Origin of the sequence: Burkholderia sp. PAMC 26561 (assembly GCF_001557535.2) — a bacterium.
GTDB lineage: Bacteria > Pseudomonadota > Gammaproteobacteria > Burkholderiales > Burkholderiaceae > Caballeronia.
In genome coordinates this window covers 3018812-3038825 of record NZ_CP014306.1, presented here as the reverse complement: position 1 = coordinate 3038825, position 20014 = coordinate 3018812, and the positions used below count along the sequence as shown (strand labels likewise).

Genomic DNA, 20014 nt, shown 5'->3' with positions numbered 1-20014 from the left:
GCGGCGTTGCCTTCAATCCGCCTTGGTAGATAAAGCGCGCTCTGGCGCGCTTTATTTTTACTGCACGAGACCATGCCAAAAGACAACTTCCTGACCGAACGCCGCGCGACCATCACGGATGTCGCCCGCGAAGCCGGCACCGGTAAGACCAGCATCTCGCGGTATCTGAATGGCGAGACGGGCGTGCTGTCCACGGACCTTCGCGAGCGCATCGAGGAGGCGATTGCCAAGCTCGATTATCGGCCGAACCAGATGGCGCGCGGGCTGAAACGCGGGCGCAACAGGCTGATCGGCATGTTGCTTGCCGACCTGACCAATCCGTATTCGGTGGAAGTGCTGCAGGGCGTCGAGGCGGCGTGCCACGCTTTCGGGTATATGCCGCTCATCTGCCACGCGGCCAACGAGGTGGATCTCGAACGGCGGTACTTGCAATTGCTGAGTACGTATCGCGTGGAAGGCGTGATCGTGAATGCGCTCGGCGTGAAGGAGGAGACGCTGGAAACGCTCGCAAGCGGCGGGGTGCCGGTAGTGCTGGTCGATCGTTCGATCGATGGCCTGGTGACCGACATGGTCGGCCTCGACAACACCGCAGCGGTCGCATCAGCGATCCGCCATCTGGCGGAGCAGGGTTTCGATGAACTCGTATTCGTGGTGCAGCCTTTCACGCATGTGAGTTCGCGCCGCGTGCGCGAGACGGCGTTTCGTGACACTATCGGCGCCCTTGGAGTGTCGGGCGCGACAGTCGTGCTCGACCTGGATGATGACAAACTGGCGGCCGAGGCGCTTGCCGGAATCGATACCCGTATCGGCGAGAACCGGCAACGCAACCGCCGCATTGCGTTGTTCGCGGCGAACGCGCCGGTTGCGTTGCGCGTCGCGCTGCATATGAAAGAGCGCCATGGCGCCGCGTGGCAGCGGCACGTGGCGCTGATGTGTATCGATGATTCCGAGTGGGCCGAACTAGCCGGAATGACGACTGTACGCCAGCCGACCTATACCATAGGGGAGCGCGCCGTCGAATTCCTGCACGAGCGCATCGAGGGCGCGGTCATGGCGCCGCGCGAATGCCTGCTGCCGGGCGAACTGGTCGTGCGCACGTCAACGCTTGCGGGCAACATCTAGCATCTGGCCGAACATGGTTTTTGAGGATATTGATTCATGGTAAGTGTATTGACGCTGGTTTGCCTCACGCTTGCAACGCTGCTGATTGCGGCCTTGCCTTTCTGGCTCTACCGGAAAATGCGGCCGCAGTACGGGTTCGGGCGGCGCGATGTGATCGTCGGGATTGCGGTATTCGCGCTTTTTTCGATGGTCATCGAACGGGGCCTGCATGGCCTGATGCTGAGCAATGCGACGACCGTCGGCTTGCTGATGAACCCCGCGTTGTTCGTGATCTATGGCGCGCTGGCTACTGGTATCTGCGAAGAAGTGGGCCGCTTCGCCGGCATGAAATGGCTGATCCGGCGCGATCCTGCGTCGCTGCAAAAGCCGGGGACGGCGCTGGGTTACGGAATCGGGCATGGTGGCGCGGAAGCGTGGCTTGTCGGCGTGCTGGTTCAGCTTCAATGGCTTTTGTATGCCACGCTCGCCGATCGCAACATGCTCGATCAATATTTCACCAGTGTTCCCGCAGAATCGCTGCTGCGCTTGCATATGGTGCTGGGCAGCCTGACGCCTGAATCCGCGGGACTGTTCCTGGCCGAACGCGCTGCGGCGTTCGTGTTCCAGATCGGCTTTTCTGTCGTGATGTGGCACATGTTGCGCGAGCGTTTCCGCTTCACGCTGCCGTTCATGATCGTGGCGCATGCGCTGATTGCGTTGCCCATTGCGCTGTATCAGGCGCGCTTGATCCCGCTGCTCGCGGCCGACGCCGTGTATCTCGTGTTCGGCCTGATCGTGATGCGTGCGTTGCGCCGGTATTTTATCGGTGTGAGGGTTGCGTCCGACCGTGCGGCGCGAGCGAAGAACGGAGTCTGAGATGAGCGACGAATATCAGTTCGAATGTCCGAGCGCCGACATCGAAATCCTGGCGCGCGTGATCAGCGACCTGTTCCCGGAACAGACGCAATTCGTTGAACGCCCCGGCGACGATGGCCGGCTTTCGCTCGTCGTCCATTACATCGCGATGCGCTTCGGGACAACGGCGCGCCGCATTGCCATCGACATCCGCTTCGATCCCGCTGCGCTCGCGCGCTATCGGGCGATGCAGCCGCGCATGCACGCGCGCAGTTACGCGGTGCTGCGGGCGTATGTGGAAACGGAACTGGGCGCGCTTGAAGAGATGTACGCGAACGGGGAAACAGTGCCGCGTAACGTGGAGATCGACATGGGCGACGATTTCGCGTGACCCGGACGCTTGATTGCTTAAGCCGGCTTATAAACCTTCGCGAAACGCGCTGCTTTGACTACACCGTAGTCGCCCGGCGCGTACTGCATGACCCAGTCGCCTGCCACGCCGTGCAATACATCGCCGGCTTCCGATCTCGCGATTGAAAACGACTCGTGCATTTGTTTCGCAAGCACGACAACCGGAATGTTTCGATACACGCCCGCGTCGCCGTGCTCGACGCCATCGTGCGGAAGGTATTTCGCATTGAAACGATCTCGCGAAACCACCCAGCGTTCACCCGTCGCGCCGGTGATCAGCGCATCGCCGGTTTCATAGCGGTTCGGACCCTCCAGACTCATCAGCGAGCCCGGTTCATGCGCGAACTGGACATGGACGGCTTCGTCCTTCACCACGCGTTGGGTGGCGGAGTCGGCAGTCAGGTCAAGGTGGGTAATCGATGTCATGTACGGTGCCGGGAGAGGCGGAAGCTTTGGAGACCGGAATCGTAACGCCAAGCCTTGCAGTTCGCACACAACAAAAACAAAGAGCGCTTGCACCGGTAACCCGATACAAGCGCTTGTTTCTCCAACTTACGGCTTGGTTGAAGACGCTGCGTCCGGCGCGATGCTGTCCGGCGTAGCCTTGCTGCGCGGTGCGCGGCGGCCCTTGTGCTCGCCGCGTTGCGCCGTCTGATGGAAGCTGGCGTCGGCGAGCTTCTTCTGTTCCGGCGAAAGGCTCGAGTAAAGCGGCTCGAATGCATCGACGAGGCGCTTCGTGCCGTCGGCTTGCGCTTGCGTGATCTGCGCGTACTGCTTCATGTCGTCGACCGCCGTGGTGTTCGTCCCGAGCGCGATACGCTGGCGATACAACTCACCAATGGTGTGGCCGTTTTCACGCATGACATCGGCGAACTTGTTCCATTGATCTTCCTGTGCCGAAGTGATCTTGAGCTTGCTGTGCAGATCGGCAATGCGTTGCTCGACGCGTGCTTCGCGTGCCTGACCGCGCGCCGATTCAGGCGCCGACGCTCCCGCAGGCGAGGCGGCCGGCGCGGAAGACTGTGCAAATGCGGTCGAAAGAGCGAGCGAGGCGGCCAGTGCAACGAGTGTTTTTTTCATGGGTGACACCTTGGGTCCATTAAGAAGGGGCAAGCGATACACACAAATACCGCATGTGCTGCTTGGCAACGCGCTATTAATATCACGTTAGCGCGCGGCTCTGCTTTGGTTGCCACAACTGCTTACAACCGATACGACTGCGAAAAATTCGCGCGAGACCACGGAGTTTAACCAACCTGATGCATCGTGCGCAGGTTAAGCCTCATGCTTTAATACCTGGAAGCCCTAACGCGTTGTAATAACAAAAGGAAATTGTTCCATGCGACCGCCGCGCCTCGATCAACTTGACGATATCGACCGCAACCTCGTTGCTTCATTGCAGGTGAACGCACGCGAGAGCGTGTCGGAACTGGCGCGCCAGCTTGGCATCGCACGCACTACAGTGATTGCCAGGCTCGCGCGGCTCGAAAAGACCGGCGTGATTGCGGGTTATGGCGTGCGGCTCGGACAAGACGTGCTCGACGCGAGCATCCAGGCATACGTTGGCATCAAACTCGCGCCGAAGTACGGCCGCGACGTGCAAAAGCGCTTCGCCAGGATGCCCGAGATGCAACTGCTTTGCGCGGTCAGCGGCGAGTTTGACTACGTTGCGTGGCTGCGGGCCGATTCGCCTGACAGACTCAACGACCTGCTCGATGAAATCGGCGGTCTTGAGGGCGTCGAGCGCACCACCACGTCCATCATTCTTGCGCGCAAGGTGGACCGAGGTGGCATGAATTGAATGACACCTTGACGTTTTGTATCGAAAGATCGTCAAAATGTCGAAATTAGATGTCGAATCGCATCTTTTTGTGCCTTTTATCAATATTCATGCGCTCCTAAACTGGTGTCCAGGGATTTGCCCCCAGGACGCCCATCAAGGAGATGAACATGAAAATAGCCCTCATCGGCGCCGGCCTGATTGGCCAGAGCATCGCCCGGATGCTGCGTGAAACCGGCGACTATGAAGTCGTCGTTTTCGACCGAGACGCCCACGCGCTCAGCCTGCTCGAAGCGCAGGACATCCCGACCCGGCGCGTCAATTCCGCCGATGCCAATGCGTTGCGCCTCGCCCTGCAAGGTTTCGATGCGCTCATCAATGCCATGCCTTATTACCTTGCCGTAACTGTTGCCACGGCTGCGAAGGCGGCCGGGGTGCATTACTTCGACCTGACCGAAGACGTGCGCGCCACCCATGCAATCCGCGCAATCGCCGAAGAGTCCACGCATGCATTCATGCCGCAGTGCGGGCTGGCGCCGGGTTTTATCGGCATTGTCGCGAACGAACTGGCGCAGCGGTTCACCGAGTTGCGCGAGGTCAAGATGCGCGTCGGCGCATTGCCCGAATTCCCGACGAACGCATTGAAGTACAACCTGACGTGGAGTATCGACGGCCTGATCAACGAATATTGTCAGCCCTGCGAAGCCATTCGCGACGGCAGTACACAATGGGTGCAGCCGCTGGAAGGCCTGGAGCATTTTTCCCTCGATGGCACCGAGTACGAGGCGTTCAACACCTCAGGCGGCCTTGGCACGTTGTGCGAGACGTTGGCGGGGAAAGTGGAATCGCTCGATTACAAGTCGGTGCGTTACCCGGGGCATCGTGAGCTGATGAAATTCCTGCTCGATGACCTGCGGATGTCGAGCGATCGTGACGGATTGAAGGCGATGCTGCGGCGCGCAGTCCCCGCGACGGCGCAGGACGTCGTGTTGGTTTTTGTCACGACCACCGGCATGCGCGACGGACGTCTGGTGCAGGACGTTTTCACACGGAAGATTTTCGCGAAGAAGGTCTGCGGTGTATCGATGAGCGCGATCCAGATCACGACCGCTGGAGCCGTTTGCGCAGAACTCGATTTGTTCCGTGACGGCGTCTTGCCGGAAAGCGGTTTTATCCGGCAGGAACAGGTTCCTCTGCAGGCGTTTCTCGATAACCGTTTCGGACGGCTGTATGAAGGGGCGCGGGAAATAGCCGGCGTGCGGGAGATTGTGGAAGCTTGAGGAGAGCCGGGGGCGGCTGGACACGCCGCCCTTAACTTCAACCCTTATAGCGGTTCATCAACGGCGTAGACGTAATGCCATGCATGATGACCGACGCCGCGATCACCGCAAGTACCAGCGGTACCAGCGGTTGTGCGGCGCTTCGTGGCGCATGTTCCAGCGCGTACAGCAAATAATAAAACGAGCCCACGCCGCGAATGCCGAACCAGCTCGTGAGCAGCCTCTGTGATCGTGTTGCCGAAGAGCCGATCAGTGACGCTTGCACCGAAATCGGCCGCGCCACGAAGAACAGCAGCGCGACAATGGCTGCGCCGCGCCACGTGAAGAGGTGATCCCAGACATTGGCGAGCACGCTTCCGACCATCAGCATGACCGCGACTTCGGCGATGCGCTCGAGTTCTATCGTGAAGCCGAGCACCCGCTCCGCGACGAACGCGTGCGCGCGGTCGGGATCGGACGCCGTTGCGCCCACGTCCTGCGCATCGATCTTGCCGACGGCTTCGTGGACGGATTTATCGCCGCTTGCTTTTTGTTCGACACGGCGCATCGCGAGGCCGGCGGCGAAGACGGCGAGAAATGCGTAGGTATGCATCAGTTCAGCGATGCCGTACGAAAGCGCGATCAGGCCGAGCGCGTAAAAGCCCTCAGGCCCGAGCGCGAGGCTGTGGCGTGTGCGCAGGTACGCAATCAGCCGCACGGCAAGGTCACCCAGAAGCCAGCCGACGGCCAGCGCCCCCGCGACACCCCACATTGCATCAGCGGCGAAATGCCAGCTCAACGCCTGTTGCGGCGATGCCTCGTAGTTGCACACCGCAATACCCAGCAGCGCAAACGGCAGCGCGATGCCATCGTTCAGGCCGCCTTCGCCGGTGAGCGAAAAGCGCAGGAGGTCGACATCGCCCGGGACCTGGACTTGCACGTCGTGGGCGAGTACGGGGTCGGTGGGCGCGAGCATCGCGGCGATCAGCAATGCGGGTCCCCAGCTCATATGCAGCAGGTAGACGCAGGCGAGCGTCATGATGGCGACGGTCGCGACCATCGCGACCAGGCCCAGACGCAGGGGCAATAGCCAGATTCGGTCGGTCGGCGGCACACGCAGGCGCAGGCCGATCGCAAAAAGCGACACGAGCATGGCGACTTCGGTGATCCGGCGCAGCAGGGTTGCGTCGCCGAGCAGGTCGATCTTGAGCAGGCCGACGCCAAACGGGCCAAGGCCGAAGCCGATGGCGAGATAAACCATTGCACTGCTGATGGGGAGTTCTTTGAACGTCGAGCTGGCAAGCCCCATGAAGATGAGCACACCGCCAACGACGAGAAACCATATCGTTTCGGTCATGAGAGCCTGAGGTGGATGCGACTTACGCCATCTGGGAGCAAGGGGCGTGCCACAAAACCATACCAGGCGAATAATGCCGTCAGGCGTGTTTCGTGTTTCTTGCATGAGATTATGAAATCGTCACAGTTCGGGCGGCCGCCTGCGTAAGATCACGCGAACGTCGGGACATGCAGCGTTCCCGAACCACGAACCATCGAATCACCGAATCCCTGTGAAACGCAAAATGCCTGCGCTCAATGCGCTAAAAGCCTTCGAAGCAGCCGGCACGACCGGCAGCTTCACCCGCGCCGCCACGCTGCTCAACGTTACGCAGAGCGCCGTGAGCCGGCAGGTCCGGCAACTGGAGGAGCAGGTCGGCGAGACGCTTTTTTCGCGCCGTCATCAGCATCTGGTGCTGACGCCGAGCGGCCGTGTGCTTCTGCGCGCGTTGCAGCAGTCGTTCGACAAGATCGAGCTGACAGTGCGCGCGATCAGCCAGAAAAACGATGTCAACCGGCTTCGCATCAACGTTCCGCCTACCTTTGCGGCCCGCTGGCTCGTACCGCGGCTCGGGCGGCTGCGTGAGGCTTTCCCGGAACTGGACCTGAGCATTACGACGCGCGTGGATGACGGCATCGCGGATTCGAACCGGCTGGATTGCGCGGTTCGTTTTGGCGATGGCGAATGGAACAACCTCGAAAGCACCTTGCTGATGCACGAACGGCATATTGCGGTGGCGTCGCCGGCTTTGCTCGATCGTGAGAGTGAGGGCACGCCGGTCGACTTGAACCGCTTCACGCTGTTGCATGTGCTGTCCGGCGAAGACCAGCGCTATCTCACGTGGCAGCACTGGCTGGATGCGGCGCGTATCGAAGGCGTGGATACGGACGGCGGCCATGAGTTCGATGTGCTCGACTTGTCGATACAAGCGGCAGTTGACGGCTTGGGAATCACCATCGCCGATCGTCATATGATCGCGGCCGAACTGGCCTCGGGACAGTTGCGGCAAGTGCTCGATGTGGAGATCGAGGGTCGCCAGTCATACTGGTTCGTGCTGCGTCCCGAGCAGCGGGCAAGCGGGACGCAGCGCCTGTTCCAGCAATGGCTTCAGGCCGAAGCGGCGGCGAGTGCTTCGCGCTGAACGAAGCTTGGCGCGGTGGCGTCGTCGACGATCATTTGCGCGGCTTTTTCCGCGACCATCATGACCGGTGCATTGATGTTGCCCGACGTGACGTTCGGAAAGATCGATGCATCCACGATCCGCAACGCCTCCATGCCGTGCACGCGCAAGCGGTTATCGACCACGGCGGTCCGCGTGTCCGGGCCCATCGCGCATGAACCGCACAGGTGGTAGATCGAACCGCTGTTCTCGCGGAAATATTCGAGCATGGCGGCGTCGTCGCCTTCGGGCACAGCCGATTGCCCCGGCAGCGTTTCTTCGACCGTTACCGTGCGCAATGCAGGCGCCTGCATGATCGAGCGGATCAGGCGGCTGCCCTGAATCACTTCATCGATATCCTTTTGCGTCGTCAGATAGTTCGCGCGGATCAGGGCGGCATCGGCGGGATTCGCCGATGCTATTTCGATTGATCCACGGCTCGTCGGACGGCACGGATTGAACGCGAGCAGGAAACCGGGATACGGCTCGGGCGTGAGTTGCGAGCGGCTCGACTTCGGAATCCGGTACGACAGCGGATTGAAGTAAAGCTGCATGTTTGCGTGCTTGCTATCTGGATCCGTGCTGAAAAAACCGCCGGCCTGGTTCACGCTCATCGCAAGCGGTCCCTTGCGCGTCAGCAGATATTGCAGACCGAGTTTCAGCTTGCCCAGAAGCGAGCCGAATTCGCCGTTGAGCGTCGGCATGTTCGCGCGATAGTAGTAACTCGCACACAGATGATCCTGGAGGTTCTGGCCGACGGCAGGCAGCGCATGCACGACAGGAATCCCGTGGCGCGCGAGCAGCGCGGCCGGACCCACGCCCGAAAGTTGCAGCAGCTTTGGGGTATCGACGGCGCCCGCGCACAGCAGCACTTCGCGTTTTGCATTGAACATGCGCGTGACGCCGTTCTGCGAAACTTCGACGCCGGTGGCGCGCCGTCCATTGAATAAGACGCGTGTCGTCAGCGCATGATGTTCAATGCTCACATTCGCGCGTTTCAATGCCGGCTCCAGATAACCCACATTGCTCGATGCACGCTGGCCGTTATGCGTGTTCACGTCGTACACGCCGACACCTTCTATGTGCACGCCGTTGAAGTCATCGTTGCGCGCAAACTTCAGTTCGTCGCAGGCGTCGAGGAAATGACGCGTGACGGGATGAATGCCATCTTTCATCGATGTCACGTGAATCGGGCCGTTCGAGCCGTGCATGGCGGTGTCGCCCGCGGCGTGCGTCTCGAGCTTGCGGAAGTACGGAAGCACGTCCTTGTACGACCAGCCAGCGTTCCCGGCGGCGGCCCAGTCGTCGAAGTCGCGTGGTGCGCCGCGTACGAAGATCATGGCGTTGATGGAGCCGGAGCCGCCCTGGACCTTGCCTCGCGGCGCATAGATCTTGCGGCCGGCGAGTTCCGCTTCCGGCTCGGAGTAGTACATCCAGTTGCAGTCCGGATCGTAATATGTCTTTGCAAAACCCACGGGTATCTTGAACCAGAACGAATCGGCCTTGCCGCCGGCTTCGAGCACCAGCACGGTGTGTCGTCCCGATGCCGACAGCCGTTCAGCCAGGATGCAGCCCGCCGATCCGGCGCCCACAATGATGTAGTCGTAAGTCATATCTGATCGCTCGCCTCAGCCTCTGGCCGGAGAAGAATCCCGTACATCGGCGGGTTTCGACGCCATCTGCAAATGCAGACGTTCGCCGGTGTAAGGGGAATGCGCGCGCACGACATCCATGTCCAGTTCCACGCCGAGTCCCGGCGCTTTCGACGGGATGATGTAACCGTCTTCCCACTGAATCGGCGTCTTCAAGATCTGCGCATGGAACCCGTCCCACGTGCCGATACTTTCCTGGATCAGGAAGTTCGGCGTGCACGCGGCCAACTGGATGCTCGCGGCAGCGCCAATGGGCCCGTTGTAGAGATGCGGTGCGATCTGCGCGTAGTAGACCTCGGCGAGCGTCGCGATCTTCTTGGCTTCGAGCAGACCGCCGCAGCGCGCAACGTTCAGTTGAAGAATCGATGCCGCGCCCGCTTGCAGCAGCTTGAAGAATTCATATTTGGTGGTGAGCCGTTCGCCGGCTGCAATTGGAATGCTCGTATGCCGCGAAACTTGCGCCATCGCGTCTTCCTGGCCGGGCGGAACGGGTTCTTCGAACCACAACGGGTCGTACTTTTCGAGCCGCTGGGCGAGACGAATTGCCGACGATGGAACCATCTGCCCGTGCGTGCCGAACAGCAGGTCGCAGCGATTGCCGACGGCTTCGCGGATGCGCTTGCAGAAGGTCTCGCAGCGTTCCAGTACGTCGAGCGATATCTGGTGGCCCGAATAGGCCGTGTAGGGACCGGCGGGATCGAACTTGACGGCGGTAAAGCCGAGGTCCGCGTTCTTCACTGCGCAGTCGGCGGCCAGGTCGACGTCGTCGTAATCGTATTCGCCGGCGGCGTTTTTCGGGTACAGGTAGGTGTACGAGCGCAGCCGTTCGTTCACGAGCCCGCCCATCAACTCGTAGACCGGCTTGTCCGCCGCCTTGCCGATGATGTCCCAGCATGCCATCTCGAGGCCGCTGACGACGCCCATCATCGTGAGGTCGGGGCGTTGCGTGAAGCCGCTCGAATAGGCTTCGCGGAAGAAGCGCTCGACGTGATGCGGATCGTGGTCCTGCAGATAGCGACCGAAGACGTCGTCGATGATGTGCGCCATCGCTTTCGGATGGAACGTCGCCGAATAGATCTCACCCACGCCTTCAATGCCGCAAGCCGTCTTGAGCTTCAACAAGATCCAGTACATGCCGCCGAGATGCGGCGGCGGCACGGCTACGAAATGCGTTTCGAGGGAGACGATTTTCATCGGATGGCGTCCTTTGTGACAGTCTTGCGCATGCGCGTCAGGGCGAGGGCGGCCACACCGCCAACCACGCTGATTGCAGCGATATAGGAGAAATAGATCTGATAGCCGGGAAGGCCTGGGAAATGCTCGGTGGTCCAGCCGTTCACGAGCGGCAGGAAGACATCGGGCGAGTAACCGATCAACGAAACCAGGCCGATCGCCAGGCCCGTGATGCGCAATGGGATGCCGCAATCGTCGAGTAGCGACCAGTAGAGGCCGCGAATCGCGTAGGTCAGAATGCCGATGACCAGCACGACAACTGCGATCACCGCGACGCCCACGTGCGGTGCTATATGCAGCGTCGGCAGCACGGCCAGCGCCACGAGCCCGATCGCGGCGAGAAAGAGCGCGGTGGTCAGTACGCCGAGCGTGGAGAAACGATCGCCGAGATAGCCGCCGCCGATACCGCCAACCGGCCGCATCCAGAGTTTCAGCGTGGTGAGCGTGCCCGCCATCACGACGGTCATCTTCAGGTCGCCCACTTGCAGGTACGCAGAGAAGCTATAGGTCGCCCAGAAAATCTGGTATCCGCAGAACACGATGGCCGCCATCAGCCAGAGTTGCGGAATGCGCATCAGCGTGACGAGATCGCGCCACAGGTTGTGTTTCTGCGTGCGGTTGTCGGCGGCTTGCTGAAGCTCCTGCGGTGTCGCGGGCGGTTCCTTCACCAGCGCCATGAGCAACCCAAGTCCAATACAAAACGTCGAATACAAATAGACCACGTAGCGGAAACCGACGTTCGTCGGCAAGCCGTGTTTTTCGGTGGCGGTGGCGAAGATCACGAGCGCGATGGTCGCAAGCAGCGCTTCAATCAGGCCGCGGCCGCCATCGAGCAAGCCGAAGAAACGGCCTTGTTCGTCGTGCGCGGCGATGGTCTTGACGCGTTTCAGAATCGATGCCCAGAAGGTCAGGCCGGTGGTCAAGCCCCAGCAGCAAAATACGACCAGCAGGATCCCGAAGCTCGGCGCGGTCGAATAAACGAGCCCGAGCGCGCCGGTTGCGATCAATGAAAAACAGATCAGGAAACGCGGAGCGATGCGGTCGGCAAGCCAGCCGCTCGGCAGATAACTCAGCAGGAAAACCGTGCCGAGGACGGAATACAGATACCCGAGCTGGCTATTGTCGATGTGAAAAAACTCGAGCATCGGCGTCTGGTACACCTGACGCAGATAGAGCAACGGGTAGATCGCGCCAGCGGCGACAACCAGCAACATAAGCTGGATGTAACGCTGCGACCGGCTTGTCTCGATGACTGCCGGCGTGACGCCGGTCAAGGTTTTATCCACAATACGTCTCCTTCAGCACGCTTTGAGGCGCGCTGTTTTTTTATCGATTCATGCAGGTTGAGGAAAAATCAGTACTTCATGACCACGAGGCGGGTCTGCGTGAATTCGAGCATCCCGTGCTTGCCGTCATCGCCGCCGAGTCCCGAGCGTTTCCAGCCAGCGTGAAAACCTTGATACGGATCGGCGGGCGTGCGGTTCACGTACAGCTCGCCGGCTTCGATCTCATTGGCCACGCGCATGGCGGTGCGATAGTTCTCCGTATAAAGCACCGACGACAACCCGTACTGATGGTCGTTCGCCATCGCGAGGACTTCGTCGAGCGTGCCGTACGAGATCACCGGCAGCACCGGGCCGAAGATTTCTTCGCGCACGATTTCCATGTCGTGGCGGCAATCGAGCAGCAGCGTAGGCGGGTAGAAATAGCCAGCGGTGTCGGGCAGCGTGCCGCCGGTCGCGACCGTAGCGCCTTCGGCCACGGCGCGCTGGACCATCGCGTGAATGTCTTGCTGGGCGGAGCGGCTCACCAGCGGTCCCATCTTCGATGCGTCCATCGACCGGTCGCCGAAACTCACGGCGCTCATCTTCGCGCGCAGCAATTCGACGAAGCGCTCGTGCACGCTTGCGTGGACATACACGCGTTCCATGGCGGTACACAACTGGCCGCAATGCGTGGTCTTCGATCCGACGATCGCGCTCGCTGCCGCTTCGAGGTCGGCATCCGGTTCGATGATCGCGGGCGCCTTCCCGCCGAGTTCCAGCGAAGGTTTCGCGATGTTCGCCTTGCAGTAGTCCAGCACGATGCGCCCGGCGTTCACGCTGCCGGTGAGCGTGATCATGCCGACGGCCGGATGCGTGCAGACCGTGGCCGCCGTAGTGTGGTCCATTGCAAGCACGTTGAAGATGCCGGCCGGCAGTCCCGCCTGACGCGCGGCTTCGGCGATTTCGAAAGCGGACATGGGCGTGTTGTTGCTCGGCCGTACCACGACCGTATTGCCCGTGATCAACGCCGGAGCGACCTTGCGCAAGAGCGTGTAGACCGGGTAGTTGAACGGGATCAGGCAGGCGACCACACCAATCGGCTCGCGATGCAGCACGAGGTTTTCGTTGAGCGTGTCGCTGGGGATGACTTCGCCTTCGATCCGGCGTGCCCATTCGGCGTGATAGCGGGTGATATCGGCGGCGTAGCGGGCTTCGTTTTCCGAATCCGCCACACTTTTGCCCGATTCCAGCGCGAGCGCCGCGCCAATTTGCGGCGCGCGCTGAACGATGGCATCGGCGAAACGGCGCAAATGCTCCCCGCGCTCGATGGAACTCAGCTTGCGCCACGTTTTCTGCGCCCGCGATGCGGCTTCTACGGCGGCGAGCGCGTCGTCCCGGGACGCGAGCGTGACGCGGGCGATGATCTCAGCGGTGGCGGGGTTGTCGACATCGGCAAACCGATCGGACGATGAGTCGATCAGGCGGCCGTCGATGAAATTACGGTAGGTGCGCATCGTGATAGCCCGGAAAGAAGCGCCGCAGCGGGTCCGCGACGTGAATGGCGCTAGTTTTAGCGGGCGCGACACTGGGCCACAAGCGATTAAATCTCGACCTGTCCATGCGTAAAACGCACACACGGCGGGGAGGTTTCCTGCTGCACCGGTTTCCCCGGCGAGCTACCATGCAAAGTCCGCAAACACCGCCGAGGAGACGTGAACATGTCGCAACAATTTGACGCCATCGTGATCGGCACCGGACAAGGCGGCGCGCCGCTGGCCGTGAAGCTTGCAGAAAGCGGCAAGCGTACGGCGATCATCGAACGGTCGTTGTTCGGCGGGACGTGCGTGAATGTAGGGTGCACGCCGACCAAGACATATGTGGCGAGCGCACGGGTGGCGCACGTCGCGCGCCATGCCGGAGATTACGGTGTGATCCTCGATGGCGGCGTTCGGGTGGATCTGGCGCGCGTCAAGGCGCGCAAGGACGAGGTCATCGGCGAATCGCGCGAAGGCGTGGAGAAGTGGTTGCGGGGGACATCGGGCGTGACGGTGTTCAACGGTCACGGGCGCTTTAGCGGGCCGCATTCCATCAGCGTGCAGGGCAACGACGGTCAGCAGCACGAACTCACGGCGGATTCGATTTTCATCAATACCGGCACGCGTGCGACCGTTCCGGAAATCGAAGGACTCGCGGGGATTTCATATCTGACCAATTCCACGATCCTGGAACTGACCGCGTTGCCTGAACATCTGGCGATCGTGGGCGGGAGTTACATCGCGCTGGAATTCGCGCAGATGTTCGCGCGCTTCGGCAGCCGCGTGACGGTGCTTGTAAGGGGCGAGCGCGTGCTCGCACGCGAGGACAAGGATTTCGCGGAACAGGTTCAGAAGGTTCTGGCGCGCGATGGCGTCGAGTTCCGCTTCAACACCCAGACGTCGAAGGTCGAGGCGGCGGGCGAGGGCGTGCGGATCTTCCTCACCGACGGGAAGAGCATCGATGCGTCGCATCTATTGTTCGCCACGGGCCGCACGCCGAACACCGACGACCTCGGGCTCGAGCATGCGGGCATCGTGCCGGACAAGCATGGCCTGATCAGTGTCGATGGTCAGCTTCGCACCAAAGCGGAGGGCGTCTGGGCGCTCGGCGATGTCAACGGGCGCGGCGCGTTCACGCATACGTCGTACAACGACTACGAGATCATTGCGTCGAACGTGGTCGATGGCGAATCGCGCAGCGTCGATTCCCGCATCATGTGCTACGCGGTTTTTGTGGATCCGCCGTTTGCGCGAGTGGGCATGAGCGAAGCCGATGTCCGCAAGGACGGACGCGCCGCGCTGATCGCCACCATGCCGATGTCGCGCGTTGGGCGAGCCCGCGAGCGTGGCGAGACAGATGGCTTCATGAAGGTGCTGGTGGACGCGCAGACGAAGAAGATTCTCGGTGCGGCAATTCTGGGCATCGAGGGTGACGAAGCGATCCATACGTTCATCGACATCATGAATGCGGACGCGCCGTACACCACGCTGCAACGCGCGATGCATATTCATCCGACGGTGAGCGAGCTGATTCCCACGCTGATGGGGATGTTGAAACCGCTGGAGTGATCAACTCCGGCGCCGCTTGATCCGCTCGGCGATCGTCGGGCTTTGAAGCGAGGCTTCGTAGGCGATTCTATTTGTCAAAGCGGAGGGATCGCCTGCCGCGATGGCATTCAACTGGCGCTTCATCGAGCGCACCACGTTGGGTTCGCAGGCGCGCAATGCATCGATGTATTCCGCCGTGCGCGTGGTCAACTGGTCGGCCGCGACAAGATCAGTCAGGAAGCCGATACGCAGCATTTCCGGCGCATCGATTGCAATGCCGGTCAGAAACAGCCGCTTCGCCTGCGTAGCCCCGAGTTCGCGGACATACCGGCGCATGCCATCCGGGTAGTAATGCAAGCCGATACGCGCCGCCGGCATGAACATCCGCGATCCTTCAACGCCAATGCGTGTATCGCAGCACAACGCTAGATCCGTCGCGCCGCCATACACACTTCCGTTCAGCGCGCAGATTGTAGGCAGGGGACACGCTTCGAGTTCGTTGAGCAGGCTTTCGAACGAATCGTCGATGTTCCCTGCCGCGAGCGCCGACAGCGTGTAGCCGGAGCTGAAGGTTGCCGGTCCTGTGCCGGTCACCACCAGCGCGATTGAAGCCGCATCGCTCGAAGCATTGGCAATCGCTTCTCTCAAGCCCGCAATATCCGTGGGATCGATCCGGTTGTGCTGCGCTTCGCGCGTCAGCCGCACCGTGACCACGCCCTCATGCCGCGACCATGAAAAACCATCGGCTACGCTCGTTTCGGTCATGCTCGTTCACCCCGCAGGCGTGGCTTCCTTGTCCTTGCCGTTCTTTGCAGCTTCGTCGTTGGCGGCGGCATCGCGCGTTTCCGGCATTGCCAGCCAAACCAGCGCAACCGCGAGCGCGCCCGCCGCAGCAAGCCCGAAAAAGCTCGTGTTCACACCGAACTTGTCCGCGACAAACCCCGCGATCGCCGTGCTCAGCGTGGCGCCAATCCCCGCGGCCAGCCCGAAGAAGCCGATACACAGGTTATACCGGCCCTTGCCGCCGGCAACGTCGGCTGCGATCAGCGGCAGCATCACGCCGAACACCGCTGCGCTGATACCGTCGAGCATCTGCACCGGCACGAGCAGATACGGGCTGCTCGCGCTGCTGGCCGCGGCGAACAACAGCGCACGCAACGGTAACGCCGAGAAACCAAGGATCAGCACGGGCCGCCGTCCCCACGTCTGCGCCTGCCGCCCGACCCACGGCGACAACCCTGCCACGATGAATTGCGGCACGATGATGCACGCCGCAATCACCAGTTGAACGTTGTCGCCCATGTGCGCGGTCACTTCGCCGGCGGCAAGATTCAGCATCGCCGCATTCGACAAGTGGAACAGCACCACGCACGCCGCGAACGTCAGCAATCGCGGATCGCGCACCAAGTCGCGCAGGCTTTCGGGGCGTTCGCCGCTAGCTGAACTGAGTGCATCGGCGATATTCGATCCTGCCTTCGCCGCCGCTTTTTTCATGCGTGGTACGACCGGCGGCATCTCGTGATGGATCATGTTCAGCGCGACCAGCGCCGGCAATGCGAGCGCAGCCGTCAGGAAGAATACCGAGCGCAGCGACAGGTACTCCCCGAACACGCCCATCAACGCCGCGGTCAGCGCGCTGCCGATGGACGCCCATCGCGCATTGCGCCCGAGCCGCGTGCCTAGATCGGCGCGGGAGACGAGGGCGAGCGAGATCGCGGCCATCGCGGGAACGAGCATGCAGCTCGCGAACCCGTGCAGCACTTCGGCCGCGAAGACGGAGACGAATGTGGGACTCGCGCCGAGCAGCAGCGCACTGATGATGATCGCGATGATCGCAGCGGCAGCCGCGCCTTTCTTGTTGCGCAAGGCATCGACGAGCGCGCCGGCCGGTAACTGGCTTGCCATCGCGCTGATCGTGCCGACGCTCAGCATCAGCCCGATCTCGCCTTGCGTCCACTTGTTCGCGGCGAGATAGGAAGCGATGAACGGCCCAAAGCCGGTCTGCACATTCGCGACGAAAAAGTTCAGCCAGTCAAGCGCGCGCAGACTTCGTGCAGTAACCATATTTCAGATCGTCCTCATTGTTTCGAGGGCCGAGCGGCGGATGCAGCCGCGACCGGTCCAGAGGACGTTGAAGCGGGTACCGCAACCGCCGCCGATGCCGATGAGGGCTCCGACGCCGCCGCCGGTTCGGCCGGCGGCACGACGGGAGAGATGATCTTGATCGGCTGGTCAGGCGAATAGGTCGGTGCGGCCTTGATCTGTGTATCGGTGAAATCCAGTTGCAATTGCAGCACCTTGTTGCGCGATACCACGTGCAGGTCCGGCCAGTTGGCCGCGACTTGCCGTTTGTCGCCGGCGAGGGAATCGGAAAGGTCGATGACGAGCGCCTGCGGTTGCGCCTGCGAATCGATCAATACGTCGACCACCCGGCCCATGCGCGCGCCGCTCTTTTGCGTGACGTTGGAATCGACGAGTTGGGCAAGGGTCGGCGGGACATCGGCGACAGAACCCGGTTTCGCCGGCGCTTCCGCCTTCGATTTACCTGTCGCCGGTTGCGGCATGACAAAGGTCACGGGCGCTTTCTTGTCCGCCGGGTTGAAGCGGAACGCGCTCCACGGGAACGTGACCTTGCGGTCGCCCACGCCGAGGAAACCCGACAGGTTGACGATCATGAGCTTCGGCTTGGCGGCGGCATCCACGTACATGTCGACCGCGCGGCCGACGATCTTGCCGTCGCGCTGGATCTCGCTGTCGAGGAGACCGTGGATCTGCTCGCGCTGCATGATGCGCGTGGTCAGCAGCGGCGGCGGAGGCGCCGGCACTTTCTCTTCAACGGGCGGAGGCGGCGGAGGCGGCGCTTTCTTCGGCACGACAACGCGGCGCTTGGGCTTCGGACGCGGCGCCCTTTGCTCGGTCGGCGGTTGCGTGGCGACCGGTGTGGAGGCAGGCTCTTCTTCCGGCTCGACGGCTTCGGGCTCGCTCGCCGGCTGCGGCGTCGACAAATCGATGATCGGCGCCGCCGGCTGTGTCGGGAACAGGCTGCACCCGGACATGACCGTGACAAACGCCAGCCCGATAAGGATGGCAAGCATCCTGGCCATCGTGCGCCAGTGCCAGTCGTACGCTCGAAGCGGGAAGCCACCCCGCGGGAAGCCGCCACTCATCACAAGAGCTCCATGTTGCCGGATCGCCTTCAAAAGGGTCGTGCGCCGCCAATCAGAATGATCGATGGCGCGGGTTTATCGGTAAAACGCTGGTTCGGAAAAGTCAGACGCCCGGCGGCCGCGACTTCGCTTCGGTTGCCTGGGCGAGACGCGCGACGGTGTCGGGGGCGCCCATTTTCGCGGCAGCGTCGCGTGCGGTAAAGCCGTTTGCGTCTTTTGCGTCCGGATTTGCGCCGTGCGCGATCAGGAACTCGACCATTTCCACACGATTGAACATAGCCGCGATCATCAGCGCCGTGCGGCCATCGGGCGATGCGCCCTCGACGTCCGCACCATGCTCCAGCAATGCTTCGATGACCGGCTTGTAGCCCTTGAACGCCGCGCCCGCAATCGGTGTCTGGCCGTTGTCGTTGCGCAGGTTCGGATCGGCTTTGTGTTGCAGCAGCACGCGCACGGCGTCGGCATGGCCGTGATAGCTCGCGAGCATCACGAGGGTGTCGCCCTTGTCGTTGCGCATGTTCGGCGGCAGGCCTTTGTGCAGCAGCGCGTCGAGCATGGGGGCGTCGCCGCGGCGGGCGGTATCGAAGACTTCAGCCGCGAAGTTGATGAGTTCTTCGCTCATCGTTTCTTGATTCGGCTTCTGCTCGCCGGAAGGGGTATCGGTTGGCATGAAAGGCTCCATGGAGTGGGATGGACCGGGCGGCCGGGCACGATGCACTGGCCCGTGGCGGGTCGTTCCTCAGGGTTTCGGGTGCTGGTATTCGGTGCTGCATTCGGTCCTGCGCCTCAAGTGCGTCAGGATACACAGATTTGATCGAGGGCCGCACGAGGTAGCAGGATTCGGGCCTCGTGAGAGCGCGTGAGCCGAGGCGTATGGTTCTGAGTTGCTGCGGATCTTTTCTTGACCCGCGCAAACCGCGCGCTTACGCTCGCCACCAATTCCTCTGGAGACGCATCTTTGAACGCCAGTCATTCCGACAATCCCGACCCCCTGCGCCGTATTGCACCGGCAGCCACGCGCAACCGCGACGTGATCCGCGATGTCCTCTTGCGTGTACTGCCGAAGAGCGGGATCGTTCTCGAAATCGCGAGCGGCACCGGACAGCACGCGGTCCACATTGCCGCCGCACTGCCGGAGATCACCTGGCAGCCGAGCGACCCGGACGAAGCCTCGCGCGCCTCCATCAGCGCATGGCGCGCCCACGCCGCGCTCGCCAACCTGAACGCGCCCGTCGCACTGGACGTATGCCGCGCGCCGTGGCCCGTGCCGGATTCGCTCGCGGCGATCGTCTGCATCAACATGATCCATATCGCGCCGTGGGCGGCGGCCGAAGCGCTGTTCCGTGGCGCGGCCGAACGTCTGACGAACGACGGCGTGCTGTTCCTCTATGGACCCTACAAACGCGACGGCGCGCACACGGCGGTATCGAACGAAGCTTTCGATGCCCAGCTTCGCGCCACCAACCCGGATTGGGGCGTGCGCAACATGGAGGACGTGTCGGAACTGGGCCGCCGCGCGGGATTGGTGATGGAAGAAGCCGTGCCCATGCCCGCCAACAATTTCAGCCTGGTGTTCAGGCGGGCGCGAATCTAGGTGGAACCATCGGGGAAAATCCGCAAAATTTTCTGCTCCGATGCCCGCCCCGCACGCCTTCGCCGAACTTTCAAGGGTGGGCGTTTGCGCCTCAAGGGGCCGCTCACGTGTAGACTGCG

The 20014-nt window shown here is 61.9% G+C and carries 19 protein-coding genes; 8 read left to right on the top strand and 11 right to left on the bottom strand.

The annotated features are described in order from the left end of the window. Positions 1 to 72: 72 nt before the first annotated feature. Genes AXG89_RS13995 through AXG89_RS13985 form a run of 3 tightly spaced genes read left to right on the top strand, consistent with a single transcriptional unit; the run spans position 73 to position 2347 of the window. Entirely contained in the window at positions 73 to 1122 is a 1050-nt protein-coding gene (locus tag AXG89_RS13995; protein ID WP_062169991.1) for a LacI family DNA-binding transcriptional regulator, read from the top strand. A 36-nt stretch (positions 1123 to 1158) separates the two neighbouring features. Next, positions 1159 to 1977 carry a YhfC family intramembrane metalloprotease gene (locus AXG89_RS13990; protein ID WP_062169990.1) on the top strand — a complete coding sequence of 273 codons (819 nt, stop codon included), beginning with the start codon at positions 1159 to 1161 and terminating at the stop codon, positions 1975 to 1977. A 1-nt stretch (position 1978) separates the two neighbouring features. Next, the gene (locus AXG89_RS13985; RefSeq protein WP_061999477.1) at positions 1979 to 2347 is read left to right on the top strand and encodes a DUF3022 domain-containing protein; all 369 of its coding nucleotides are present in this window, start codon (positions 1979 to 1981) and stop codon (positions 2345 to 2347) included. A gap of 17 nt (positions 2348 to 2364) precedes the next feature. Here AXG89_RS13985 and AXG89_RS13980 read toward each other — a convergent pair whose 3' ends face one another. Both AXG89_RS13980 and AXG89_RS13975 read right to left on the bottom strand, forming a co-directional pair. Beyond that, positions 2365 to 2793, bottom strand: a complete 429-nt coding sequence (locus tag AXG89_RS13980) for a PGDYG domain-containing protein (RefSeq protein WP_061999476.1) — start codon at positions 2791 to 2793, stop codon at positions 2365 to 2367. A 126-nt stretch (positions 2794 to 2919) separates the two neighbouring features. Next, entirely contained in the window at positions 2920 to 3447 is a 528-nt protein-coding gene (locus AXG89_RS13975; RefSeq protein WP_061999475.1) for a Spy/CpxP family protein refolding chaperone, read from the bottom strand. A gap of 259 nt (positions 3448 to 3706) precedes the next feature. Here AXG89_RS13975 and AXG89_RS13970 point away from each other — a divergent pair, with 259 nt between their 5' ends. Then, positions 3707 to 4168 carry an Lrp/AsnC family transcriptional regulator gene (locus tag AXG89_RS13970; RefSeq protein ID WP_061999474.1) on the top strand — a complete coding sequence of 154 codons (462 nt, stop codon included), beginning with the start codon at positions 3707 to 3709 and terminating at the stop codon, positions 4166 to 4168. A 149-nt stretch (positions 4169 to 4317) separates the two neighbouring features. Then, complete coding sequence (locus tag AXG89_RS13965; RefSeq protein WP_062169989.1) at positions 4318 to 5427, top strand: saccharopine dehydrogenase family protein; 1110 nt, start codon at positions 4318 to 4320, stop codon at positions 5425 to 5427. A 37-nt stretch (positions 5428 to 5464) separates the two neighbouring features. Here the strand turns inward: AXG89_RS13965 and AXG89_RS13960 are convergent, their stop codons facing one another. After that, positions 5465 to 6763: a cation:proton antiporter gene (locus tag AXG89_RS13960; RefSeq protein ID WP_062169988.1), complete on the bottom strand. Its 1299-nt coding sequence runs from the start codon at positions 6761 to 6763 to the stop codon at positions 5465 to 5467. Positions 6764 to 6986: 223 nt separating this feature from the next. Here AXG89_RS13960 and AXG89_RS13955 point away from each other — a divergent pair, with 223 nt between their 5' ends. Next, positions 6987 to 7883 (top strand): LysR substrate-binding domain-containing protein, encoded by an 897-nt coding sequence (locus tag AXG89_RS13955; protein WP_205583051.1) that lies wholly within the window; start codon positions 6987 to 6989, stop codon positions 7881 to 7883. Here the strand turns inward: AXG89_RS13955 and AXG89_RS13950 are convergent. The 4 genes from AXG89_RS13950 to aldA all read right to left on the bottom strand — a co-directional run bounded on the left by AXG89_RS13950 (position 7850) and on the right by aldA (position 13565). After that, positions 7850 to 9514: a GMC family oxidoreductase gene (locus AXG89_RS13950; RefSeq protein WP_062169986.1), complete on the bottom strand. Its 1665-nt coding sequence runs from the start codon at positions 9512 to 9514 to the stop codon at positions 7850 to 7852. The two genes, AXG89_RS13955 and AXG89_RS13950, sit on opposite strands and share 34 nt — an antisense overlap. 15 nt (positions 9515 to 9529) lie before the next feature. Next, a complete protein-coding gene (locus tag AXG89_RS13945) occupies positions 9530 to 10747 on the bottom strand; it encodes a mandelate racemase/muconate lactonizing enzyme family protein (protein ID WP_062169985.1) in 1218 nt (405 codons plus the stop codon). Further along, positions 10744 to 12072: an MFS transporter gene (locus AXG89_RS13940; protein WP_062169984.1), complete on the bottom strand. Its 1329-nt coding sequence runs from the start codon at positions 12070 to 12072 to the stop codon at positions 10744 to 10746. The genes AXG89_RS13945 and AXG89_RS13940 overlap by 4 nt, the downstream gene beginning before the upstream one ends. A gap of 68 nt (positions 12073 to 12140) precedes the next feature. Further along, positions 12141 to 13565, bottom strand: coding sequence for an aldehyde dehydrogenase (gene aldA / locus AXG89_RS13935; protein ID WP_062169983.1), 1425 nt, complete (start codon positions 13563 to 13565; stop codon positions 12141 to 12143). Between the two features lie 204 nt (positions 13566 to 13769). Here aldA and AXG89_RS13930 point away from each other — a divergent pair, with 204 nt between their 5' ends. Beyond that, a complete protein-coding gene (locus AXG89_RS13930) occupies positions 13770 to 15155 on the top strand; it encodes an FAD-containing oxidoreductase (protein WP_062169982.1) in 1386 nt (461 codons plus the stop codon). On the opposite strand, the gene AXG89_RS13925 is transcribed toward AXG89_RS13930, so the two are convergent. The 4 genes from AXG89_RS13925 to AXG89_RS13910 all read right to left on the bottom strand — a co-directional run bounded on the left by AXG89_RS13925 (position 15156) and on the right by AXG89_RS13910 (position 18923). Further along, a complete protein-coding gene (locus AXG89_RS13925; protein WP_062169981.1) occupies positions 15156 to 15899 on the bottom strand; it encodes an enoyl-CoA hydratase/isomerase family protein in 744 nt (247 codons plus the stop codon). It abuts the gene before it with no gap. A gap of 6 nt (positions 15900 to 15905) precedes the next feature. Further along, positions 15906 to 17198 carry an MFS transporter gene (locus AXG89_RS13920; RefSeq protein ID WP_061999465.1) on the bottom strand — a complete coding sequence of 431 codons (1293 nt, stop codon included), beginning with the start codon at positions 17196 to 17198 and terminating at the stop codon, positions 15906 to 15908. A 14-nt stretch (positions 17199 to 17212) separates the two neighbouring features. Further along, a complete protein-coding gene (locus tag AXG89_RS13915; RefSeq protein WP_062169980.1) occupies positions 17213 to 18301 on the bottom strand; it encodes a hypothetical protein in 1089 nt (362 codons plus the stop codon). Positions 18302 to 18404: 103 nt separating this feature from the next. Next, positions 18405 to 18923 (bottom strand): ankyrin repeat domain-containing protein, encoded by a 519-nt coding sequence (locus AXG89_RS13910; protein ID WP_086382463.1) that lies wholly within the window; start codon positions 18921 to 18923, stop codon positions 18405 to 18407. A gap of 369 nt (positions 18924 to 19292) precedes the next feature. Between AXG89_RS13910 and AXG89_RS13905 the strand changes: the two genes are divergently transcribed. After that, complete coding sequence (locus AXG89_RS13905; protein ID WP_082771469.1) at positions 19293 to 19895, top strand: DUF938 domain-containing protein; 603 nt, start codon at positions 19293 to 19295, stop codon at positions 19893 to 19895. Positions 19896 to 20014 lie beyond the last annotated feature (119 nt).